Origin of the sequence: Streptococcus halitosis (assembly GCF_027691175.1) — a bacterium.
In the GTDB taxonomy this organism is placed as follows: domain Bacteria; phylum Bacillota; class Bacilli; order Lactobacillales; family Streptococcaceae; genus Streptococcus; species Streptococcus halitosis_A.
Genome location: NZ_JAQFBD010000001.1, coordinates 904,945 through 927,053 on the forward strand (window position 1 = coordinate 904,945; position 22,109 = coordinate 927,053).

The window sequence follows — 22,109 nt, forward strand, 5'->3', positions numbered from 1 at the left end:
AAAATGACAGAAATGCTTAAAGGAATCGCAGCATCTGACGGTGTTGCAGTTGCAAAAGCATATCTACTCGTTCAACCGGATTTGTCATTTGAGACTATTACAGTCGAAGATACAAACGCAGAAGAAGCTCGCCTTGATGCCGCTCTAAAAGCATCACAAGACGAGCTTTCTGTTATTCGTGAGAAAGCAGTAGGTACGCTCGGTGAAGAAGCAGCTCAAGTTTTTGACGCTCACTTAATGGTTCTTGCTGACCCAGAAATGATCAGCCAAATCAAGGAAACAATCCGTGCGAAGAAAGTGAATGCAGAAGCAGGTCTGAAAGAAGTGACAGACATGTTTATCACTATCTTTGAAGGTATGGAAGACAATCCATACATGCAAGAACGTGCAGCGGATATCCGTGACGTGACAAAACGTGTATTGGCAAATCTCCTTGGTAAGAAATTGCCAAACCCAGCTTCTATCAATGAAGAAGTGATCGTGATTGCGCATGACTTGACTCCTTCAGATACAGCTCAATTGGACAAAAACTTTGTAAAAGCTTTTGTAACCAACATCGGTGGACGTACAAGCCACTCAGCTATCATGGCGCGTACACTTGAAATCGCGGCAGTATTGGGTACAAACAACATCACTGAAATTGTTAAAGATGGTGATATTCTTGCTGTTAACGGTATTACTGGTGAAGTGATTATCAACCCAACTGATGAGCAAGCAGCAGAATTCAAGGCTGCTGGTGAAGCTTATGCGAAGCAAAAAGCTGAATGGGCACTTTTGAAAGATGCTCAAACAGTGACTGCTGATGGTAAACACTTTGAATTGGCTGCTAATATCGGTACTCCAAAAGACGTTGAAGGTGTCAATGCCAACGGTGCCGAAGCTGTCGGTCTTTACCGTACAGAGTTCTTGTACATGGATTCTCAAGACTTCCCAACAGAAGACGAGCAGTATGAAGCTTACAAGGCTGTACTTGAAGGAATGAACGGTAAACCTGTTGTCGTTCGTACAATGGATATCGGTGGAGATAAGGAACTTCCTTACTTCGATATGCCTCACGAAATGAACCCATTCCTTGGATTCCGTGCCCTTCGTATCTCTATTTCTGAAACTGGAGATGCTATGTTCCGCACACAAATCCGTGCCCTTCTTCGTGCGTCTGTTCACGGTCAATTGCGTATCATGTTCCCAATGGTTGCGCTCTTGAAAGAATTCCGTGCAGCGAAGGCAGTCTTTGACGAAGAAAAAGCAAACCTTCTTGCTGAAGGTGTTGCAGTTGCGGATAATATCCAAGTTGGTATCATGATCGAGATTCCTGCAGCGGCTATGCTTGCAGACCAATTTGCTAAAGAAGTTGACTTCTTCTCAATTGGTACAAACGACTTGATCCAATACACAATGGCAGCAGACCGTATGAATGAGCAAGTTTCATACCTTTACCAACCATACAACCCATCAATACTTCGTTTGATTAACAATGTTATCAAAGCAGCTCACGCTGAAGGTAAATGGGCAGGTATGTGTGGTGAGATGGCTGGTGACCAAAAGGCTGTTCCACTTCTTGTCGGAATGGGCTTGGATGAGTTCTCTATGTCAGCAACATCTGTCCTTCGTACACGTAGCTTGATGAAGAAATTGGATACAGCTAAGATGGAAGAGTACGCAAACCGTGCCCTTACAGAATGCTCAACAATGGAAGAAGTTCTTGAACTTCAAAAAGAATACGTTGACTTTGATTAATTGAAAGGTCCTTGCAACTCAGTTGCAGGGATTTTTTGTTTTAAAAATTTGGTGATTGATTTTCAATATAGGATTCTCAAATCAGACTGTTCAGATAGAAGATAGTGTAGAAAACAAAAAAATCGTTAACTGGTTCATAAAATTCTTGACAAGTTCCAAATTTAGGAGTAAACTATTAACCAGTTAACTTTTAGAGAGGAGTTTCTGCAATTTAGAAATGAATTGCAACTAGAAATATCAAAAAGAAAGAGAGTTTCGATGAAAATTAATAAAAAATATCTAGCTGGTTCTGCGGCAGCTTTAATTTTAAGTGTTTGTTCTTATGAGTTGGGACTGTATCAAGCTAGAACGGTCAAAGAAAATAACCGTGTGTCTTACGTTGATGGAAAACAAGCAGCGCAAAAAACGGAGAATCTAACTTCTGATGAGGTTAGTAAAAAAGAAGGTATCAATGCTGAACAAATCGTCATCAAGATAACAGACCAGGGCTATGTCACTTCACATGGTGACCACTATCATTATTACAATGGCAAGGTTCCTTATGATGCCATCATCAGTGAAGAGTTGCTGATGAAGGATCCAAACTACCAGCTCAAGGACGAGGATATTGTCAGTGAAATCAAGGGCGGTTATGTTATCAAGGTAGATGGAAAATACTATGTTTACCTTAAGGATGCAGCCCATGCGGATAATGTCCGTACAAAAGAAGAAATCAATCGACAAAAACAAGAGCATAGTCAGCATCGTGAAGGAGGAACTTCAGCAAATGATGGTGCGGTAGCCTTGGCACGTTCACAAGGACGCTACACCACGGATGATGGCTACATCTTTAATGCCTCTGATATCATTGAAGATACTGGTGATGCTTACATCGTTCCTCATGGCGACCATTATCATTACATTCCTAAAAGTGAGTTATCAGCCAGCGAATTGGCTGCAGCAGAAGCCTTTCTATCTGGTAGAAGTGGTCAATCGAATACGCCTACTTATCGCCGTAGCAATAACAACAGTGCTAGCAGCGATGTAGATAGATGGACTCCATCCTATAATAATCAAAGCAACAGCTATACGAACACGAACACAGCTAACAACAGTAGCGACGATAACCAAGCAAGTCAGAGTGATGAGGATATTGATAGCCTTCTGAAACAACTTTACGCCTTGCCACTCAGCCAACGACACGTAGAATCTGATGGCCTTGTCTTCGACCCAGCACAGATTACAAGTCGAACAGCTAGAGGAGTTGCTGTGCCTCATGGGAACCATTACCATTTCATCCCTTATTCACAGATGTCTGAATTGGAAGAACGAATCGCTCGTATTATTCCTCTACAGTACAGTTCGAACCATAGGGTGCCGGATTCAAGACCAGAACAACCAAGTCCACAACCGACTCCGGAACCTAGTCCAAGCCCGCAACCTGTACCAAATCCTCAACCATCTCCAAGCAATCCAATTGACGAAAAATTGGTCAAACAGGCAATTCGAAAAGTAGCTGATGGCTATGTATTTGAGGAGAATGGAATCTCACGTTATATTCCTGCCAAGGAACTTTCAGCAGAAACAGCAGCAGCCATTGATGGTAAACTAGCCAAGCAAGAAAGTTTAGCTCATAAGCTAGGAGTTAAGAAAACAAACCTCTCGTCTAGTGATCGAGGATTTTACAATAAGGCTTATGATTTACTAGCAAAAATTCATCAAGACTTACTTGATAATAAAGGGCGCCAAGCTGATTTTGATGCATTAGATAAACTGTTGGAACGTCTCAATGATACCTCAAGTGATAAAATCAAGTTGGTGGATGATATCCTGGCCTTCCTAGCACCGATTCGTCATCCAGAACGTCTAGGAAAACCAAATGCGCAAATTACCTACACTGATGATGAGATTCAGGTAGCCAAGTTGGCAGGCAAGTATACAACAGAAGATGGCTATATCTTTGATCCTCATGATATCACCAGTGATGAGGGGGATGCATATGTAACTCCGCATATGACCCATAGTCATTGGATTAAGAAAGATAGTTTGTCTGAAGCCGAAAGAGCGGCAGCCCAGGTTTATGCTAAAGAGAAAGGTTTGACTCCTCCTTCAACAGACCATCAGAATCCAGGAAATACTGAAGCTAAAGGAGCAGAAGCTATCTACAACCGCGTGAAAGCAGCTAAGAAGGTGCCCCTTGATCGTATGCCTTATAATCTCCAACATACTGTGGAAGTCAAAAACGGTAGTTTAATCATACCTCATTATGACCATTACCATAACATCAAATTTGAGTGGTTTGACGAAGGACTTTATGAGGCACCTAAGGGTTATAGTCTAGAAGATCTCTTTGCGACTGTCAAGTACTATGTCGAACATCCAAACGAACGTCCGCATTCAGATAGTGGTTGGGGAAATGCAAGTGACCATGTTCAAAGAAACCAAAACGGTCAAGCTGATACCAATCAAACGGAAAAACCATTAGAGGAGAAACCTCGGACAGACAAACCTGAGGAAGAAAAACCTCGCGAAGAGAAGCCTCAAAGTGAGAAACCAGAATCTCCAAAACCAACTGAGAAGCCGGAGGAAGAATCACCAGAGGAACCAGAAGAACCTCAGGTCGAGACTGAAAAGGTTGAAGCGAAGTTGAGAGAGGCTGAAGAGCTACTTGCAAAGATCCAAGACCCCATTATCAAGTCCAATGCCAAAGAAACTCTCACTGGCTTAAAAAATAACCTGCTATTTGGTGCTCAGGATAACAATACCATTATGGCTGAAGCTGAAAAGTTGTTGGCTTTATTAAAGGATAGCAAGTAAAGGTAGTAGCATTTTCTAGATCCTAAAAACAGGATAGGAGAACTAGAAAAGTTAAAATCGAAAATGAGAACAGAATGTAAGTTCTAGTTCTCATTTTTTTCATGAAAATATGTAAAATATCTTGACATATAGTGTAAATAAAGATAAACTATTTACTAGTTAATTGAATGGTTAAATACTAGTTAAGGAGTAACGATGAAAAAAAGAACATTTCTATTATTAGTGGTAGGTCTCTTGGTTCTTGTCTTAGGAGCATGTAGTCAAAAAGAAAAACAAGAAGCAAAAGGAATGAAGATTGTAACAAGTTTTTACCCAATCTATGCCATGGTCAAAGAGGTATCAGGTGACTTGAATGACGTACGGATGATTCAGTCAAGTAGTGGGATTCACTCCTTTGAACCGTCAGCAAATGACATTGCTGCCATTTATGACGCCGATGTCTTTGTCTACCATTCTCATACGCTCGAATCTTGGGCGGGAAGTTTGGATCCAAACTTGAAAAACTCAAAAGTTAAGGTTTTAGAAGCTTCTGAAGGAATGACGTTGGAGCGTGTACCGGGCTTAGAAGATGTAGAAGCTGGTGACGGCATCGATGAAAAAACACTCTACGACCCTCACACTTGGTTAGATCCAGAAAAAGCAGGTGAAGAAGCTCAGATTATCGCTGACAAACTTTCGGAGATTGATAGTGCTAATAAGGAAAAGTATCAAAAGAATGCTAAAAACTTTATCGCTAAAGCACAAGAATTGACTAAGAAGTACCAGCCTATTTTTGAAAAAGCGAGCCAAAAGACTTTTGTTACACAACACACAGCTTTTTCTTATCTCGCTAAACGTTTTGGATTGAAACAACTTGGTATTGCAGGGATTTCCCCTGAACAAGAGCCAAGTCCGAGACAGTTGACAGAAATCCAAGAATTTGTCAAAACTTATAATGTCAAAACCATCTTTACTGAGAGCAATGCTTCTTCTAAAGTTGCTGAAACCTTGGTCAAATCAACAGGAGTTAACCTAAAGACACTCAATCCTTTGGAAGCAGATCCTGAGAATGACAAAACTTACTTAGAAAACCTAGAAGAAAATATAAATGTTCTTGCAGAAGAATTAAAATGAGGAGATTATGAAAATTAAGAAAAAGTATCTTGCGGCGGGTTCGGCTTTAGTCCTTTCCCTAAGTCTTTGCATCTATGCACTGAACCAACACCAGGTAGAAGACAAAAAAGATACAAATCGTGTATCTTATGTTGATGGGAAACAAGACTCTCAAAAAACAGAGACTCAGACACCAGATCAAGTTAGCAAAAAAGAAGATATTCAGGCAGAACAAATTGTTGTGAAAATTACCGATCAAGGTTATGTGACATCACACGGTGATCACTTTCATTATTACAATGGTAAAGTTCCTTTTGACGCAATTTTCAGCGAAGAGCTTTTGATGAAAGATGCCAATTATCAACTGAAAGACGCTGACATTGTCAACGAAATCAAAGGTGGTTATATTATCAAGGTGGATGGTAAGTATTATGTTTACCTTAAGGATGCGGCACATGCTGATAACGTTCGTACGAAGGACGAAATTGAGCGCCAAAAACAAGGTCATACTCACGATGCACCAACTTCTAACAGTGCAGTGGCGCTTGCGCAATCTCAAGGTCGTTATACTACAGATGATGGCTACATCTTTAACCCATCTGATATTATAGAAGATACTGGTGATGCTTATATCGTACCTCACGGTGGACATTACCACTATATTCCAAAGAGCTCCTTGTCTGCTAGCGAATTAGCTGCTGCCCAAGCCTACCTCTCTGGAACTAGAACTCAGCCGAGTGTGACTAACTATCGTCCTAGTCCAAACGCGACTGGTCAAACTACCAACCCAAGTCAACAGGCTGAAACACCAAGTAATCAAGCTGAGAGTCTTCAAAGTCTATTGCAGCAACTCTATGCTCTTCCAAGTAGTCAACGTTATGCTGAATCAGATGGCTTGATTTTTGACCCTGCTAAGATTTCGAGCAGAACACCAAGTGGCGTGGCGATTCCACACGGAAATCACTATCATTTCATCCCATATACAAAGCTTTCTGCCTTGGAAGAAAAGATTGCGCGTATGATTCCTTTATCTAGCGACAGTGGGAAGCCAACACCTTTGGAAAATCCAAGCAAGCCAGCAGAACATCCAGCTCAACCTGATCATCATCATGACCAAGACGGTGACCATGGAAGTCAAGATATCAACCATGAAGATCATGACCATGATGGAGAGGAGCATGACCATCACCACGGTGAAGAACATGATTATGGTTTTGCAGCTGACCGTGTTATTAGTGAAGATGAGCAAGGGTTTGTAGTTTCTCATGGAGATCACGCTCATTATTTCTTTAAGAAGGACTTGACTGCAGCCCAAATCAAAGCTGCCCAAGATCACTTGAAAGAAAATCATCAGCCGCAGCACGTTCAACCACTTGCAAAGACTGTGGAAAGTTTCTCAAGAGATGCTAGCGATGAAGAAAAAATCAAGTATATCTCACAGACCTACGGAGTACCGCTCGAAGCGATTCGCATTTCAAATGGATTCTTTGTCTTTGGAAATCCGGATCAAGCCTATGATCCTACCCATATCCATCCCTATGCTGTTCGAAAAGAACATGTTCGTATTCCTCTCCAAACTGGGAATCCAGAACTGGATTTCCTAAATGAACTGTATACGACTGCCCTACGTGATGGGGTGTCTCCTTATAGTTTGCAAGTAGAAAGTGGCAGTTTTGTGATTCCTCACGGAGACCACAATCACTACATCAAGGTTCAAACCAAGGGCTTTGAAGTGGCTTTGAAAAACAAGATTCCGGCCCTACAATCGACCTATCAACCTGGGACTTTTGATGAACAAACAGTTCTATCTAAGGTGGATCAACTGTTAGCAGATAGCAGAAGTCTCTACAAAGACCAGCCTATCATGCAGAGACGTGTTGAACTTGCTTTGGGGCAATTCACCGAAAATATGAAAAAACTGGCGACTAACTCAACTGCCGGATACCTAGCAGCCTTGGATCTCTTTGATAAACAGTATATCCATGTGGATCAAAGTGTGGCACCGGTTGAAACTTCACCTTTAGATAAGAAGTACCAAGCTCTAGTAGATAAGATCAATACATTGGATACAGATACTTATGGCTTGCCTAAGAAAGATCTTTTGGTACATTTGCAGGAAGCAAAACTAGCACAGGATGAGACAGAGTTGGCTGCCATTGAAGCGAAACTGCAGGCCTTGCAAGATTTCCGAGATCGGACCGGGGTTACAACAGTAGAGTACATCAAATACTTCTACGAACATGTGTCTGATGGTCGTTTGAGAGAAGAACTTCGGAACCGTGTTGCCAAGTTGACATGGGAACTTTACCAGTCACAATCTTTCCTCAAAGCAACCGACTTGAACAAGTTATTCCCAACTATTTACCAAACTAAGCTAGAAGTAGAAGAAGCTCTCAAAGAAGAACCCGTATCTACAAAAGCTGGTAAGACTATTCTAGATACGGAAAAAGTAGATAGTCAAACTGCTAAGACCGCCATCTATGAATTCCTAAAAGAACTCTACGGTGATTTTATGCCAGAAGAGCGGGTTAGCCATGTTAAGAAGGAAGAAGTGGATGCTCTCCTAACTAAAGCTGCCCAACTCCTAGCACGTGTCAAAGAAGATGGTGTCAAACAATCCCTAGCTGAAGAAGCAGCTAATATCAAAGCGGCTACTGAAAAGGAAAATGCAGACCTTGACGAAGCTAAAACACAACTTGAGGATCTCTTGAATCGTATTGCAGCGACTATCCAACGAGAGAAAAAAGAAGCGGAACAAGATCCACAAACGGTGATCATCTACCAAAAACTCTATAATGTCTTGCTCTCTCTTCACAAGTACTTAGAGGATAACAAAGGAACAGATGCTGACTTTGAACGTGTCGATGCCCTATTTGATCAACTTGCAGCCAAAAGCAGTGATAAAGAAGGTCTCCTCACTCTAGCTAAAGAAATCATTATCTTGAACCAGGAACTCCGTTCAAAAGCAAGTGAAACTGATAGCCAATCTAAGTCTGAGAAAGACAGTGAAACAGCTACTTCTAAACCAACAGAAAAGCAAGCACAAAGTGAGTCTGAGCCAAGTGCTCAACCAAATGAATAAAAAGAAAGGCGAAGTAGCTGAGCTACCTCGTCTTTTTTAGTCTTTATAAGATACAATGCCAATGATGGTATCCACCGCACGCTCCATAGTCTGAAGGCTCACGTATTCAAAACGTCCATGCATGTTTTCACCACCAGCAAAGATATTTGGAGTTGGGATCCCCATAAAGGAAATCTTAGACCCATCTGTTCCACCACGGATTGGTTCGATAATTGGCGTGATACCTAAATCTTCCATAACAGCCTTAGCAATGGTAACAGGCATCATGTCTTTCTCAATGACTTCCTTCATATTGTAGTACTGGTCTGTCAGAGTCAAGCTAACGCGATCATTCCCAAGCTCTTGATTCATCTTATCAGCAATAGACTGCATAGCTGCTTTACGAGCTTCAAAGGAATCCTTTTCAAAGTCACGAATGATGTAGCTTGCACGCGCCTCCTCAACACTACCTGACACATCCATAAGATGATAGAAACCTTGGTAACCATCTGTCAGTTCAGGTCGGTCATTCTCTGGAAGTTGATTATGAAAATCAATCGCTAGCTGAAGGGCATTGACCATCTGTCCTTTAGCAGTACCAGGGTGAACATTGCGCCCTTGGAAATGAAGCTCAGCAGCAGCTGCTGAGAAAGTCTCGTACTGAAGTTCTCCTAGCGGACCACCATCAACAGTATAGGCAAAGTCAACGTCAAAGTCTTCTGCATCAAACTTGTTAGCTCCAACACCGATTTCTTCATCTGGGCCAAAACCGACACGGATTTCACAGTGTTTGATTTCAGGGTGAGCAGTCAGGTATTCGATGGCAGTCATAATCTCAGCAATCCCAGACTTGTCATCAGCACCCAGCAAGGTCGTGCCATCAGTTGTGATAAGCGTTTGGCCTGGATATTTCTCAAGACTCTTAAAGTCAGCTGGATCCAGTTTGAAACCAGAATCACCCAAGTCGATAACTCTACCATCGTAGTTTTCGATGACTTGCGGATTAACTCCCTCAGCATTAAAATCAGCTGTATCCATGTGGGAGATGAAGCCAATCTTGCGTGTCAAGCTTGGATCGTTAGCTGGTAAGGTCCCAATCGCAAAACCATTTGGAAGGTAGTAAACATTTTGCAGACCGACACGTTTCATTTCAGGAATAAGAACATTGGTCGCAAAATCTACCTGGCTTTGCGTACTTGGAGTAGTAGTAGAGTGTTCATCAGAACGCGTATTGACCTTAACGTAAGTCAAGAAACGATCTAAAAGGTTCGGATAAGTCATAAAAACTCCTTTAACAATCATAAAATAGAATGCAAACTTCGGAAAATGCCTCATTCTGAAAATTTCACGAATTTTAAAAAAATATAATAATTCAAATTCAATAGACTTTCAAATGAAATCTTGGATATTTTAGATTAAAATATATGCATTGATATTTTATGAGATTTTTTTATTCTTTTTTCATTTTACCACAGAAAATTTTGAAAAACAAAGAAGAATCATACTTTTTTGTGATTTATAATAACATGTTTTCAAACACATTAATTGACACGAAGTTAATATTATTATATAATTATCTTATGGAAATCTCAGATTTATATAGTATCAGATTTAAACATATTCTAGTAAGGGAGATAGCATGAACGTTCAATATGATTTTAAGAAAATTCAATGTTTCACCAGTCGTTTAGTTATCTTTCTAGCTATTCTTTTTTTGTGTGCACCGATTAATTCTCTGCGTGCAGATTCAACAACGGAACCTCAGACAACTCTGCACAAAACGATTACTCCGATATCAGGGCAGGAAGACCAGTATGAGCTGTCACTTGATATCACATCTAAACTGGGAACGGAGACCCAGTCAGACCCCTTGGATGTTGTCCTGGTTGCCGATCTTTCAGGGAGTATGAAAGAGCAAGATGTGTGGTCATCTTCTACTTCAAGATACATAAGTAGAATTGAAGCACTAAAAAATACATTGAGAGGTGTAAATGGTCGTCAGGGGCTCATTGATACAATTCTTTCTAGTTCCCAAAACCGTTTATCTATTGTAGGTTTTGCCGGAAAAATTGATAATCAGTATAATGGTTATTATTATGATGAATATTATCGAAGATCTCAATATGGAAGCTGGCCCAATTGGGCTGGTTGGTATTCAAATATTTCTCCATATGATGATGCCAAAACTCTAGTATCTTGGAGTACTGATTCTAATAGTTCAAAAAATATTGTTAGTTCGTTGACAATTGCTGACTCCAATCGTTCTTATGGCATGAACGCTGGTATCGGTACTGGTACAAATATAAATGCTGGATTAACTGAAGCTCAAAAATTATTGCAAAGTGCAAGGGCAGGAGCAAAAAAAGTAGTTATCCTGCTATCAGATGGCGAAGCTAATATGTATTATGAGTCTAATAGCGGGAGGACGATATACAACTATTCTTCTAATCCAAACGTAGGACGTACAATTGATACACCAGATTGGTTTACTTCCGGTTTAGAGAGAGGTATGGGAAGTATTTCTAGTTTAATAGCTCCGAAAATAGATGGCTTTTATTCAATTAAATTCAAATACATAGGCTCAAAAGATAGTATTACATCCCTTAAGGAATATATCGGTGGTTATAATTCCACAATCCCGAATGAAATCCTTTCAGCAAGCGATGAAAATGACTTGCAACAAAAATTCAAAGAAATCACCGATAAAATTCTACCTCTAGGCGTACACCATGTAACTATATCAGATGTCTTGTCCAAGTACGTGCAGCTGTTACCGGGTAATGCTTCACGCCTTCGTGTTGTCAAAATAAAGGATGGTAATGAGGAAGAACTGACAACTAATCAAGTGACGATTGAAAGTAAGAAGAACGAACAGGGATTAGTGGAAGTAACAGCCAAGTTTAATCCGAGTTACACTTTGGAGGATGACGCCAAGTACGTTCTCAAGTTTACTGTCACCTCTACCCAAGAGGCATTTGATGCGATTGCGGGTGATAAGACACTTACTAGTGATGATGCCGAAGGAGCCGATGCTACTAAACTCTATTCCAATAAGGGGGCAAAAGTTGCCTATTCCTATGGTATTGGGACCTCACATACCAAAACAAAAGACTATTCTGAGAAGCCCACTTTCAAGCCGTCAGATCCATTGGCGGTTCCTGTAGAGATTGAATGGAAAGGTGTGGATGGGAAATCAAATCCATCAGCAAATCGTCCACCTAGTGTCGAATTAAAATTAAACCAAAAGAAAGATGGAAGTACAAAGGATTCCTATCGAAAGGTCACTAGTCCAGTTCAAACGAATAGTTTTACTGAAAATACTAGTTTTACAAAGGTAGCTAAGGGATATGACTACGAACTGAAAGCACCAGACGCTCCAGGATACACAGTCGAAGTTCAAAAGACAGGTACGAAAGAGAAACCATCCTTCAAAGTTATTTACCGACAGCTTCCAAGCCTCACCATAAGGAAAATTCTAGAAGGTGAACAATCATCTAATAAATCTTTCACAATTAATGTTACCCTTTCAGATAAGGATGGCAAGCCGATTAACGGCAAGTTTGGGAATACAACAGTGACTAACGGGAAAGTACAGATTTCTCTCAAAAATGGTCAGGAAACTGTCCTCAAATACCTGCCTCGTGATACCCACTATAAGGTAGAAGAAGTAGAGACATCTAGAGCGGGATATCATGTTACCTATGAAAAACAAGAGGGAACCTTGTCAGAGGATGTTCAAACAATCGTCACCAACCACAGACTTCCGACACTTTCAGTTACAAAAAAAGTTACAGGTGCCTTTGCTAATCTTCTGCAATCCTTTAAGATTACCATTGACGTAAAGGATGCGCAAAATAAACCATTGAATGGATCGTATAGTGCAATAGTAAATAATCAAAAAACAACCCTGAAATTTACAAATGGTAAGGCGACAGTCGATCTAAAGAAAGATAAAACTGTTAAGATTCTCGACCTTCCTCTAAATGCTCGTTACAGTATCGAAGAAGAAGCAAGTTCGTCTCGTGGATATCGGGTTTCTTATGAAAATAAAGAAGGCAAGCTTGATGGGGATAAGTCTGCGACGGTCACGAATAATAAAAACAGCGTACCTGAAACGGGAATTGACTTCTTGAGTAGCACTCTCATGCTTGGAGTTGTTCTTCCTCTAGGAGGAATCTTCTTTATCATCTTACTTGGTCACCTTGTGGTGAATAGGAGGAAGTGATGCTGCTTAAAAAGAAACATAAGAAACCAGTAACGCAAGTCAATCGGGATAAGTCTCCGCCGAGTGTCTGGGGAGATATCCTATACTTAGTCAGTAAACTTCTGATGGTTGGATTTGTACTAGCCACCCTTTACTTTTTCGTCTTTGGACTATTAAGATACAATGACGATGGCATGAAGCCAGCCTTAAAAGATGGCGACCTGGTCGTCTATTATAGGTTGGATAAACGCTATTCGATTGGTGACTTGCTGGTCTATAGCTATAAAGGTAAGGAAAGAGTGGCGCGTGTCATCGCAACCGAAGGAAGTACAATCGATATAAACGAAAATGGTCTCATCATCAACGGTTCTCCTCAACAAGAGCAAGATATCTACAAAGAAACGCTGCTCTATAAGGAAGGGGCGACCTTCCCGATGAAAGTTCCAGCAGGACAACTCTTTGTCCTCGGGGACAATCGAACAACGGCTGTAGACAGTCGTGCTTTTGGAACCATCCCTATACAGGATACTCAAGGCAAAGTTGTAACAGTCATTAGAAGACGAGGCTTTTGATGATCATAATGAAAAAAGAAAATAAAAAAACAAAAGGAATAATCATGAAAAAAACATTCTTTAAAAAGCTATTCACTGCAAGTATTGCAGCTATAACCGCTTTGTCGGTATTCAGAGGTGTTCCGACCTTTGCGGATGATACTTCAGCAACAACAATGGCAACTGGTGAAGCAAATGCTGTTGTGAAAATTAGAAAAACCTTGAATATTGCACAAGGTATTACAACACCGAATGCGACATTTACTTTTAAATTTACTGAAAAGTCTGGTACATCCTCTAATGGAGCTCCTTATGAGAAAGGAGTGAATATCCCAGATATATCAGTTACTTATTCTAAAACAGATAATCAAGTAAATGATAAAATCGAAAAAACGACTGAAAATATTTTTGGCAACACAACATATAAACATGCCGGAGAATATGTTTATGATGTCAGAGAAGATAAATCAGGTTGGACAGCCATTGAAAAAGATAGTAAAAAAATTGATGCAATGAGATATGATGAGCGCACATATGAAATGCATGTTATTGTCAAAAATAAAGCCAATGGTGGTGTCTATATTTCATCAGTATACTTCAAAGAAAATAAACAATCCAACACAGCAAAGGTTCAACCGAGTGAAACAGGGGTTTATAATCTCTTTGACAACACCTATACAAAAGATGCTAGCAGAGACCCTAAGCCTGATGATCCTAGTAAAGTAGACCCTACTGCAAACGCATTAACAATTACTAAAAAAGTCGACGGAGCCTCAGGGGATAAAACAAAAGATTTCCACTTCCATATTCGTATTCAACTTCCATCAACAAATAAAACTGCAGCAGAACCAATAAAAAATATTGTTGTTCAACATGGGAATGCATCACATGAGTTAGCTGTTGTTGCTGCATCAGAGTCGGTTGATTATGATTTTACTTTGAAACATGGTGAAACATTCACAGTCACTCAATTACCAGCGGGATCAAAATACACAGTAACAGAAACTGGCGTTCCAGGATATACAGCATCATCAGTATATTTGACAAACGGGACATCAACTAATGGTGCGGCTGGACAATTGGGTCAAGATTATAAAGTTGAGAATATCCTTCTTGGTGAAAAAACAAACAACAACACCGTTACCAATAAAATTAATGACGTGACTCCTACCGGTCTCTTGATTGACAACCTTCCATTCATCTTGATGATTGGTCTTGGTTTAGCTGGATTTGTTGTCTTGTCTAAAAAACGTAGAGAAGCCTAAACGGCTGGGGGATAGACGACGATGAAAACCAAGCGTGAGAAACCAAAAAAGAGTCTGTCTAGGCGTCTCGTTCTTGCTGTGGATGGGGTGATTAATCACTTGCTGCTCATTTTTGCAGCTTTGATCTTTCTCTTTGGTTTCTATGCCCTTTGGGATTCCAACCAAGTCTACTCCTTAGCTTCGTCAAGTGAGTACGAAGCTTATCGACCTGTCACGACGCAACAGGATGAGCTGGCTAGTTTTTCAGGCTTCAGCAAACTCCAAGAACTCAATCCCGAAGTCCTCGGTTGGATCAATGTCTATGGCACCAATATCGACTATCCCTTAGTCCAAGCCAAGGACAATGAAAAGTATCTCAACAAGGACTCCAAAGGTGAGTTTGCAGCGACAGGCGCTATCTTTCTCGATGCACGAAATAATCCTAAGTTCGAAGACTTTAATACCATTATCTACGGGCACCACGTAGAAAACGGGGTCATGTTTGGTGATGTGGCTAAGTTTGCTGATCAGGAATTTTTTGACCAGCATCGTTACGGTAGTATATACTACAATGGTGTGGAAAAAGGGCTCGAGATCTTTGAGATGTTGGAGGTCGATGCCTATGACTTTAACATCTATGATCCAGGAATACAGGGTGTGGACCGTCAGCAGGCCTATCTAGATCACTTGCTCTCAGTAGCCATGCACAAGCGGGATATCTCGCTCTCGCCGAGTGATCGTATCATCCTACTCAGCACCTGTTTTCTCGATGTGACTAATGGTCGTCATATCGTGGTCGCAAAGATTACAGACACTGTCCCTAAAAATACCTTCCATACAAAAAAATCAAAACCATTCCCATACAGTGTCTTTGATGACTCGTCTCTTGGACGTTTCCTCTCATCAATCCCACTATGGATTTGGTACCTTATCTTGTTTGTATTGTTCTTGCTCTTGATTTTCTTACTCCTTGTCCTCTACTTGATCCTACGTCGTAGAAGAGAGAGTAAAAAAATGCAAGAAGCAGACCCTTTTACTGACTAAGGGTGAATAGAAAAGAGGCGGTTTTGTCCCGCCTCCTTTCCTTTTAAGAAATCTCGCATAGAAAGGAGTGCCGATGACGGTTCAAAAGAGATTGCGGTTCAAAAAAGTATTTCTGGTATTCTTCTGTGTTTTTGTAGCTCTTTTTGGTTGGCAGAGAGCGGAAGCGAGTGACTATGATCACTATAATCCTATTGAAAAGGATGCTTCGAGCACAGGATTTGAAACTCTGCAACAGCTTAATCATGATGTTTGCGGTTGGATTAGCCTTGATGGGACAAAGGTGGACTATCCACTTCTACAAAGTCAGGATAATGTCAAATACCTTGACCGCAATGCCTTTGGCGATTATACGATAACAGGATCAATTTTTCTCGACTATCGCTTTAATCCCAACTTTACTGATTTTAATACCATCATCTACGGTCACTCTATGGCTTCAGGGGCTATGTTCGGTGAGATTAAGAAATTTGCTGATAAGGAATTCTTCGACCAGCATCGCTATGGTTCTATCTACTATAATGGTCGAGAACGTGGTCTTGAGATTTTTGGGATTTTAGAAGTGGATGCCTATGATACGGAAATTTACCGAACCTTGAGTTCCAACGATGAGGAACACCAGGCCTATTATCAGTATCTGTTGAGTAAAGCCAAGTACAAGCGAGATGTTTCCTTGACTTCAACGGACAAGATTGTTTTATTAAGCACCTGTTTTCTTAATATTACCAACGGCCGCCATATTCTTTTAGCAAAAATAACGGATGCACCAGTAAAAGCAGCACAGGATAAAAGTGGAGAAAGCGTAGGAACACGTTATTTTGACCAAGGGATTCCAACGCATTGGATTTATATCCTAACCTTACTCCTTCTTATCATTGTCATCTTGCTTCTAATAGTTATTATTCTAATCATAAGACGAGATAGAAATACAAAAGAACAAAAGAAATAGTAGACGTCGGAAGCGTTTACTATTTTTGTTTTTCATGATAGAATGGATGGTGAAAATAATATCATAAGGATGATAATATGAAAAAAGCCCTGTTAATGATGACCTTTGGATCTCCAGAGGAGATTAGTTTTGAAGGAGTATCAGAATTTTTTACAAACATTCGTCGTGGAGTTAGACCCCAAGACCACGAGATCCAGACCCTCTATGACAACTACGTCCTTATCGGTGGGACGCCTTTGCAACGGATTACACGTGAGGAGGTCAATTTAGTCAAGGAACGATTAGGGGAGGAGTACGGTATCTATTTTGCCAACAAATTTTCTCGTCCCTTTATTCCAGATGTGATCAAACAGATGGAAACTGATGGTGTCGAAGAATGTATCTGTTTGATTTTGGAACCTCATTATTCCTTTTACTCAGTCATGGGATATGAAAAGTTTCTGGAAAGTCAGCAGATACGATTTTTAGTCATTAAGGACTGGTATCAACAACAGGCTTTGCTGGACTTCTGGACAGATGAGATTAGAAAAATTTTACGAAACCATGTGGGAGAAGAATCTTTCAAGGTAATCTTTTCAGCTCACAGTGTTCCCATTTTTGCCTTAGACTATGGAGATCCTTATATTGACCAGATTTTTGATAATAGCAAGCTAATTGCTGAACAACTCGGCCTAATGACAGACCAGTATACCAATACTTGGCAGAGCGAAAGCGATATTGGAATCCCTTGGATCAAGCCAGATGTCTTAGAATATTTACGAGAACAAAAGCAACATCCAGAACATTATATTTTTGTTCCGATTAGCTTTATCAGTGAGCACATTGAAGTATTGTTTGACAACGATGTGGAATGTTATGATTTGTGTCAAGAAATAGGTGTCACCTACCATCGTCCACCTATGCCCAATACGGATAGTCGTTTAATTGACGCTTTAGTTGCTACTGTAAGGGCCAACGAAGACAAAGAATTTAAAGCTTTTCTCCCAGAAGAAGAAACCTTTGATGAGTTAGCGCCTTCAGCAACTACTAAGGACATCATGGAGGAGACAGACGACCTTCAGATGCCAGAATTTGTCAAAAAACTCATTGAGAAAAAAGGCCGTGAAAATGTGAAGATGCCTTACCTGATTAAGAAAATGCTCGAAAAGGCTGGTAAGTTACCAAAAGAGTAAAGAAAAAAGGATTTAGCTTTAAGCTAGATCCTTTATCTGTCTTATTTTTTTTCAAGAAGAGCTTTGATTTCTTGAAGAACTTCAAGTTCAGTTGGAGCAGCAGGTGCTTCCTCAACCACTTCCTCTTTCTTACGAAGGTTTTGCGCTTTTTCCATAGCTTTAATAACGAAGAAAAGCACAGTACCTACAACGAGAAAGTTGATAATAGCACTCAAGAATTTACCATATGTAACACCATTCCATGCAAGCTCAGCGATGTTTTGTACTTTCGCAGCTTCCAAGGCCGGATTCAAGATAAGTGGAGTGATGATATCGTTAACGAGTGAAGTTACGATAGCACCAAATGCAGAGGCGATGATTACACCGACAGCAAGGTCAACAACATTACCGCGAAGCAAGAATTCTTTTAGGTCCTTTAACATTTTCATAAATTCCTTTCCTAATTTCTAACTAATTATATCCTAAATTGTGACAAAAAGCAACCTGGATGCTTAAGGAGAACAGTTGCTTTTTTTAAAAATATAGATTTTACTGAAAATATAATTAAGCAGAATAATTAAGATTTGTGCTAGGATGGTTTCAACCGTATTAACCCTATCTATATTATATTCGACAAACTGGCCAATAACATTAGGAAAGATTGTAACGAAGATATAAGTCAAAAGAACGTCAAGTCCAAGTGTAGAGAGACGAGTTAAGAAAAACTTAGCCAGGCGAGTTGGCCAATTTCTTCTCTCTTGTTTAAAGACGATTGTATCATTTGTGAGAAAGGCAAAGAGAATCCCGATAAGATTTGCGAGTACGGTTGCCAGGATTTCCTGGTGGCTGATGTGATAAATAACCAAACGCGATAAGATAGAAACCAGAGTAGTAGCAGCACCGAAAAATAGGTAGGAGAGGATTTCGTTATCGAAGAATGCCTTTATTATTCTTTTCATGGTTTTAGTATAGCATAAAGTCCTATATTGTGCTATACTGGTAAGGTTGATAGTCTCAACCCTTGGTGCTTAGCTTCTTTCACCAAGCATATTTTACGCGGGAAACCGCTAAAGGAGAAAACATGAAAAAATTAACTGTTCGTGATATGGCGGATATCGCTATTGTCGCTGCTATTTATGTGGTTTTGACCATTACCCCACCGCTGAATGCCATTAGCTACGGCGCCTACCAGTTCCGTATTTCAGAGATGATGAATTTCTTGGCCTTTTACAATCCTAAATATATCATCGGTGTGACGATTGGTTGTATGATTGCAAATTTCTTTAGCTTTGGTCCAATAGATGTCTTTGTCGGCGGGGGCTCTACCCTAGTTTTCCTAAGTCTAGGTGTATGGCTTTTTAGCAAGTACAAGAAAGACTATCTGTTTAATGGTTTGATTCGAAAAGATCATTTCTTCTTTTCAATCCTCTTTTCTATTTCAATGATTACCATCGCAGCAGAACTCTATATTGTTGCAGAAGCCCCATTCTTCTTTACATGGTTCTCTACGGGGATTGGTGAGTTTGCATCACTTATCGTAGGTGCTATTTTAATCGGAAAATTAGGGCGCCGAATCGATCTAACAAGATAAGAAGTTTATAAGCTAGATTCTTGCTAAATCTAGCTTTTTTCATTCCATAAAATTAAAAGAGAGCGCTTGACAAGAACATAGAACTATAGTATACTTTTTAGGTAAGCTGATTTAGCTCAGTTGGCAGAGCGCATCCATGGTAAGGATGAGGTCGCCGGTTCAATCCCGGCAATTAGCATTAAATAGATGGAAAAACCCTTATTTGCAAGGGTTTTTGTTATGTCTGCCCCAAATCTGCCCCAAATTTTTCAAAGATATTTCTTATGCACCTGTATAAATGAAGCAAAGAGTTTTGTCTGTTGACAAAAGTGACTCTATCTAGTAGAATAGTAGTTGCGATGAGTCGATAGGTAGTCTTCGGACTGCTATTGAGCATAAGGAGGTCATAACGCAGGAGCGGACCTTGATGAGTTGTGTGAACCTGCTCATCACATGAAGATGCCTCTTAGTCCCTGGTCAATGACTAGGGATTTTTAGTTTTCAGAAAATATAGTCTAAAAATGCTTTTCAATTTCTTGAAAAAGTAGTATAATACATCTATTATAGAAATTTTTAGAAAATTCCGAAAGAGGTTATTTATGGGATATACAGTTGCTGTAGTCGGCGCGACAGGTGCTGTCGGAGCTCAGATGATAAAAATGTTGGAAGAATCAACACTTCCAATCGATAAAATTCGTTACCTTGCTTCTGCACGTTCAGCAGGCAAAACTTTGAAATTTAAAGACCAAGATATTACGATTGAAGAGACAACTGAGACAGCTTTTGAGGGTGTTGATATTGCACTCTTCTCAGCAGGTGGTTCGACATCAGCTAAGTATGCACCATACGCAGTTCAAGCTGGAGCGGTAGTAGTAGATAACACATCTTATTTCCGTCAAAATCCAGATGTTCCTTTGGTTGTTCCAGAGGTCAATGCTCATGCACTTGATGCCCACAACGGGATTATTGCCTGCCCTAACTGTTCAACAATCCAAATGATGGTGGCTCTTGAGCCTGTTCGTCAAAAATGGGGCTTGGACCGTATCATCGTTTCAACTTACCAAGCGGTCTCAGGTGCTGGTATGGGAGCGATTCTTGAAACACAACGTGAACTTCGTGAAGTCTTGAACGATGGTGTGAATCCTCGTGATTTGCATGCAGAAATCTTGCCTTCAGGTGGTGATAAGAAACACTATCCTATCGCCTTTAACGCTCTTCCACAAATCGATGTCTTTACTGACAATGATTACACTTACGAAGAGATGAAGATGACCAAGGAAACGAAGAAAATCATGGAAGATGACAGCATCGCAGTGTCTGCAACATGTGTGCGTATTCCCGTCTTGTCAGCTCACTCTGAGTCTGTTTACATTGAAACAAAAGAAGTGGCCCCAATCGAAGAAGTGAAAGCAGCTATCTCAGCCTTTCCAGGTGCAGTTCTTGAAGATGATGTAGCTCATCAAATCTATCCGCAAGCCATCAATGCAGTTGGTTCACGTGATACCTTTGTTGGTCGTATCCGTAAAGACTTGGATGCTGAAAAAGGAATTCACATGTGGGTTGTTTCAGATAACCTTCTCAAAGGTGCTGCCTGGAACTCAGTTCAGATTGCAGAAACACTTCACGAACGTGGATTGGTTCGTCCAACAGCTGAGTTGAAATTTGAATTAAAATAGTCATATCGTTTAGGAGTTCAGATGAACTCCTTCTTTGAAATAGAGAGGTGTTTCGCATGTCTTATCAAGATTTAAAAGAGTGTAAAATCATCACAGCCTTTATTACCCCTTTTCATGAGGATGGTTCCATCAACTTTGATGCCATTCCAGCCTTGATTGAGCATTTATTGGTCCATCACACAGACGGCATTCTTCTAGCTGGAACGACTGCTGAGAGTCCGACCTTGACCCACGATGAGGAGTTGGAACTCTTTGCGGCTGTACAAAAGATTGTCAATGGACGCGTTCCTTTGATTGCGGGTGTAGGTACCAATGATACACGTGACTCGATCGAGTTTGTCAAAGAAGTAGCAGAATTTGGTGGTTTTGCTGCTGGACTTGCTATCGTACCATACTATAACAAACCTTCTCAAGAAGGCATGTACCAGCACTTTAAGGCAATTGCAGATGCTTCTGACTTACCAATTATTATCTATAACATTCCAGGGCGTGTAGTTGTCGAATTGACTCCAGAAACCATGCTTCGTTTGGCTGACCATCCAAATATCATTGGGGTCAAAGAATGTACTAGTCTGGCTAATATGGCTTACTTGATTGAACACAAGCCAGAAGAGTTCTTGGTCTATACTGGTGAGGACGGAGATGCTTTCCATGCCATGAACCTTGGTGCGGACGGGGTTATTTCTGTTGCATCTCACACAAATGGAGATGAAATGCACGAGATGTTGACTGCTATTGCAGAAAGCGATATGAAAAAAGCGGCAGCTATTCAACGTAAATTCATTCCTAAGGTTAACGCCCTCTTCTCTTATCCAAGTCCTGCTCCAGTTAAGGCAGTCCTTAACTATATGGGATTTGCAGCTGGACCAACTCGTCTACCTCTAGTTCCAGCGCCAGAAGAAGATGCCAAACGCATTATCAAGGTTGTTGTAGATGGCGACTACGAAGCAACTAAAGCAACCGTAACAGGAGTCTTAAGACCAGATTACTAATAAAGACAATAAAATCCATGACCGAATGAACAATCATGGATTTTT

The 22,109-nt window shown here is 40.5% G+C and carries 16 protein-coding genes, 1 tRNA gene and 1 riboswitch; of the genes, 14 read left to right on the forward strand and 3 right to left on the reverse strand.

Annotation, left to right across the window (positions count from 1 at the left end):
* The first annotated feature begins 3 nt into the window (after positions 1–3).
* The 4 genes from ptsP (at position 4) to PG086_RS04455 (ending at position 8,707) form a co-directional block, all read left to right on the forward strand.
* The gene (ptsP, locus tag PG086_RS04440; protein ID WP_025171716.1) at positions 4–1,737 is read left to right on the forward strand and encodes a phosphoenolpyruvate--protein phosphotransferase; all 1,734 of its coding nucleotides are present in this window, start codon (positions 4–6) and stop codon (positions 1,735–1,737) included.
* 258 nt (positions 1,738–1,995) lie between these two features.
* Positions 1,996–4,533 carry a pneumococcal-type histidine triad protein gene (locus tag PG086_RS04445; protein ID WP_270747921.1) on the forward strand — a complete coding sequence of 846 codons (2,538 nt, stop codon included), beginning with the start codon at positions 1,996–1,998 and terminating at the stop codon, positions 4,531–4,533.
* Between the two features lie 195 nt (positions 4,534–4,728).
* Complete coding sequence (locus tag PG086_RS04450) at positions 4,729–5,646, forward strand: metal ABC transporter solute-binding protein, Zn/Mn family (RefSeq protein WP_270747922.1); 918 nt, start codon at positions 4,729–4,731, stop codon at positions 5,644–5,646.
* A gap of 7 nt (positions 5,647–5,653) precedes the next feature.
* Positions 5,654–8,707 carry a pneumococcal-type histidine triad protein gene (locus PG086_RS04455; protein WP_270747923.1) on the forward strand — a complete coding sequence of 1,018 codons (3,054 nt, stop codon included), beginning with the start codon at positions 5,654–5,656 and terminating at the stop codon, positions 8,705–8,707.
* A gap of 36 nt (positions 8,708–8,743) precedes the next feature.
* Here the strand turns inward: PG086_RS04455 and pepT are convergent, their stop codons facing one another.
* Positions 8,744–9,967, reverse strand: coding sequence for a peptidase T (gene pepT, locus PG086_RS04460; protein WP_247917929.1), 1,224 nt, complete (start codon positions 9,965–9,967; stop codon positions 8,744–8,746).
* A 358-nt stretch (positions 9,968–10,325) separates the two neighbouring features.
* Between pepT and pitA the strand changes: the two genes are divergently transcribed.
* From pitA to hemH, 6 genes are all read left to right on the forward strand, one after another.
* A complete protein-coding gene (gene pitA, locus PG086_RS04465) occupies positions 10,326–12,911 on the forward strand; it encodes a PI-2 pilus tip adhesin PitA (protein ID WP_270747925.1) in 2,586 nt (861 codons plus the stop codon).
* Entirely contained in the window at positions 12,911–13,462 is a 552-nt protein-coding gene (gene sipA / locus PG086_RS04470; RefSeq protein WP_007516429.1) for a PI-2 pilus system signal peptidase SipA, read from the forward strand. The genes pitA and sipA overlap by 1 nt, the downstream gene beginning before the upstream one ends.
* Positions 13,462–14,706: a DUF7601 domain-containing protein gene (locus PG086_RS04475; protein ID WP_033584193.1), complete on the forward strand. Its 1,245-nt coding sequence runs from the start codon at positions 13,462–13,464 to the stop codon at positions 14,704–14,706. Before sipA ends, PG086_RS04475 begins: the two co-directional genes overlap by 1 nt.
* Before the next feature lie 21 nt (positions 14,707–14,727).
* Positions 14,728–15,729 carry a PI-2 pilus system class B sortase SrtG1 gene (srtG1, locus tag PG086_RS04480; protein ID WP_212576377.1) on the forward strand — a complete coding sequence of 334 codons (1,002 nt, stop codon included), beginning with the start codon at positions 14,728–14,730 and terminating at the stop codon, positions 15,727–15,729.
* 73 nt (positions 15,730–15,802) lie between these two features.
* The gene (gene srtB / locus PG086_RS04485) at positions 15,803–16,675 is read left to right on the forward strand and encodes a class B sortase (protein ID WP_084851991.1); all 873 of its coding nucleotides are present in this window, start codon (positions 15,803–15,805) and stop codon (positions 16,673–16,675) included.
* A 77-nt stretch (positions 16,676–16,752) separates the two neighbouring features.
* The gene (gene hemH / locus PG086_RS04490) at positions 16,753–17,847 is read left to right on the forward strand and encodes a ferrochelatase (RefSeq protein ID WP_084873033.1); all 1,095 of its coding nucleotides are present in this window, start codon (positions 16,753–16,755) and stop codon (positions 17,845–17,847) included.
* Positions 17,848–17,888: 41 nt separating this feature from the next.
* Here hemH and mscL read toward each other — a convergent pair whose 3' ends face one another.
* Positions 17,889–18,269 (reverse strand): large conductance mechanosensitive channel protein MscL, encoded by a 381-nt coding sequence (mscL, locus tag PG086_RS04495; RefSeq protein WP_033584199.1) that lies wholly within the window; start codon positions 18,267–18,269, stop codon positions 17,889–17,891.
* A 69-nt stretch (positions 18,270–18,338) separates the two neighbouring features.
* Positions 18,339–18,785 (reverse strand): GtrA family protein, encoded by a 447-nt coding sequence (locus tag PG086_RS04500; RefSeq protein ID WP_084873496.1) that lies wholly within the window; start codon positions 18,783–18,785, stop codon positions 18,339–18,341.
* A 28-nt stretch (positions 18,786–18,813) separates the two neighbouring features.
* Positions 18,814–18,910, forward strand: a riboswitch (PreQ1 riboswitch).
* Between PG086_RS04500 and PG086_RS04505 the strand changes: the two genes are divergently transcribed.
* The 4 genes from PG086_RS04505 to dapA all read left to right on the forward strand — a co-directional run bounded on the left by PG086_RS04505 (position 18,908) and on the right by dapA (position 22,064).
* Positions 18,908–19,417: a QueT transporter family protein gene (locus PG086_RS04505; RefSeq protein ID WP_000737309.1), complete on the forward strand. Its 510-nt coding sequence runs from the start codon at positions 18,908–18,910 to the stop codon at positions 19,415–19,417. Its footprint overlaps the riboswitch before it by 3 nt.
* A gap of 105 nt (positions 19,418–19,522) precedes the next feature.
* A tRNA-Thr gene (locus PG086_RS04510) sits at positions 19,523–19,595 on the forward strand.
* 400 nt (positions 19,596–19,995) lie between these two features.
* Positions 19,996–21,072 carry an aspartate-semialdehyde dehydrogenase gene (locus PG086_RS04515; protein ID WP_093585460.1) on the forward strand — a complete coding sequence of 359 codons (1,077 nt, stop codon included), beginning with the start codon at positions 19,996–19,998 and terminating at the stop codon, positions 21,070–21,072.
* Between the two features lie 56 nt (positions 21,073–21,128).
* Positions 21,129–22,064, forward strand: coding sequence for a 4-hydroxy-tetrahydrodipicolinate synthase (gene dapA, locus PG086_RS04520; protein ID WP_270747928.1), 936 nt, complete (start codon positions 21,129–21,131; stop codon positions 22,062–22,064).
* The last annotated feature ends 45 nt before the right edge of the window (positions 22,065–22,109 follow it).

Bases quoted from the DNA above. Each gene is read 5' to 3' on its own strand.
- ptsP (WP_025171716.1), top strand. From the start codon at position 4: ATGACAGAAATGCTTAAAGGAATCGCAGCATCTGACGGTGTTGCAGTT.
- PG086_RS04445 (WP_270747921.1), top strand. From the start codon at position 1,996: ATGAAAATTAATAAAAAATATCTAGCTGGTTCTGCGGCAGCTTTAATT.
- PG086_RS04450 (WP_270747922.1), top strand. From the start codon at position 4,729: ATGAAAAAAAGAACATTTCTATTATTAGTGGTAGGTCTCTTGGTTCTT.
- PG086_RS04455 (WP_270747923.1), top strand. From the start codon at position 5,654: ATGAAAATTAAGAAAAAGTATCTTGCGGCGGGTTCGGCTTTAGTCCTT.
- pepT (WP_247917929.1), bottom strand. From the start codon at position 9,967: ATGACTTATCCGAACCTTTTAGATCGTTTCTTGACTTACGTTAAGGTC.
- pitA (WP_270747925.1), top strand. From the start codon at position 10,326: ATGAACGTTCAATATGATTTTAAGAAAATTCAATGTTTCACCAGTCGT.
- sipA (WP_007516429.1), top strand. From the start codon at position 12,911: ATGCTGCTTAAAAAGAAACATAAGAAACCAGTAACGCAAGTCAATCGG.
- PG086_RS04475 (WP_033584193.1), top strand. From the start codon at position 13,462: ATGATCATAATGAAAAAAGAAAATAAAAAAACAAAAGGAATAATCATG.
- srtG1 (WP_212576377.1), top strand. From the start codon at position 14,728: ATGAAAACCAAGCGTGAGAAACCAAAAAAGAGTCTGTCTAGGCGTCTC.
- srtB (WP_084851991.1), top strand. From the start codon at position 15,803: ATGACGGTTCAAAAGAGATTGCGGTTCAAAAAAGTATTTCTGGTATTC.
- hemH (WP_084873033.1), top strand. From the start codon at position 16,753: ATGAAAAAAGCCCTGTTAATGATGACCTTTGGATCTCCAGAGGAGATT.
- mscL (WP_033584199.1), bottom strand. From the start codon at position 18,269: ATGTTAAAGGACCTAAAAGAATTCTTGCTTCGCGGTAATGTTGTTGAC.
- PG086_RS04500 (WP_084873496.1), bottom strand. From the start codon at position 18,785: ATGAAAAGAATAATAAAGGCATTCTTCGATAACGAAATCCTCTCCTAC.
- PG086_RS04505 (WP_000737309.1), top strand. From the start codon at position 18,908: ATGAAAAAATTAACTGTTCGTGATATGGCGGATATCGCTATTGTCGCT.
- PG086_RS04515 (WP_093585460.1), top strand. From the start codon at position 19,996: ATGGGATATACAGTTGCTGTAGTCGGCGCGACAGGTGCTGTCGGAGCT.
- dapA (WP_270747928.1), top strand. From the start codon at position 21,129: ATGTCTTATCAAGATTTAAAAGAGTGTAAAATCATCACAGCCTTTATT.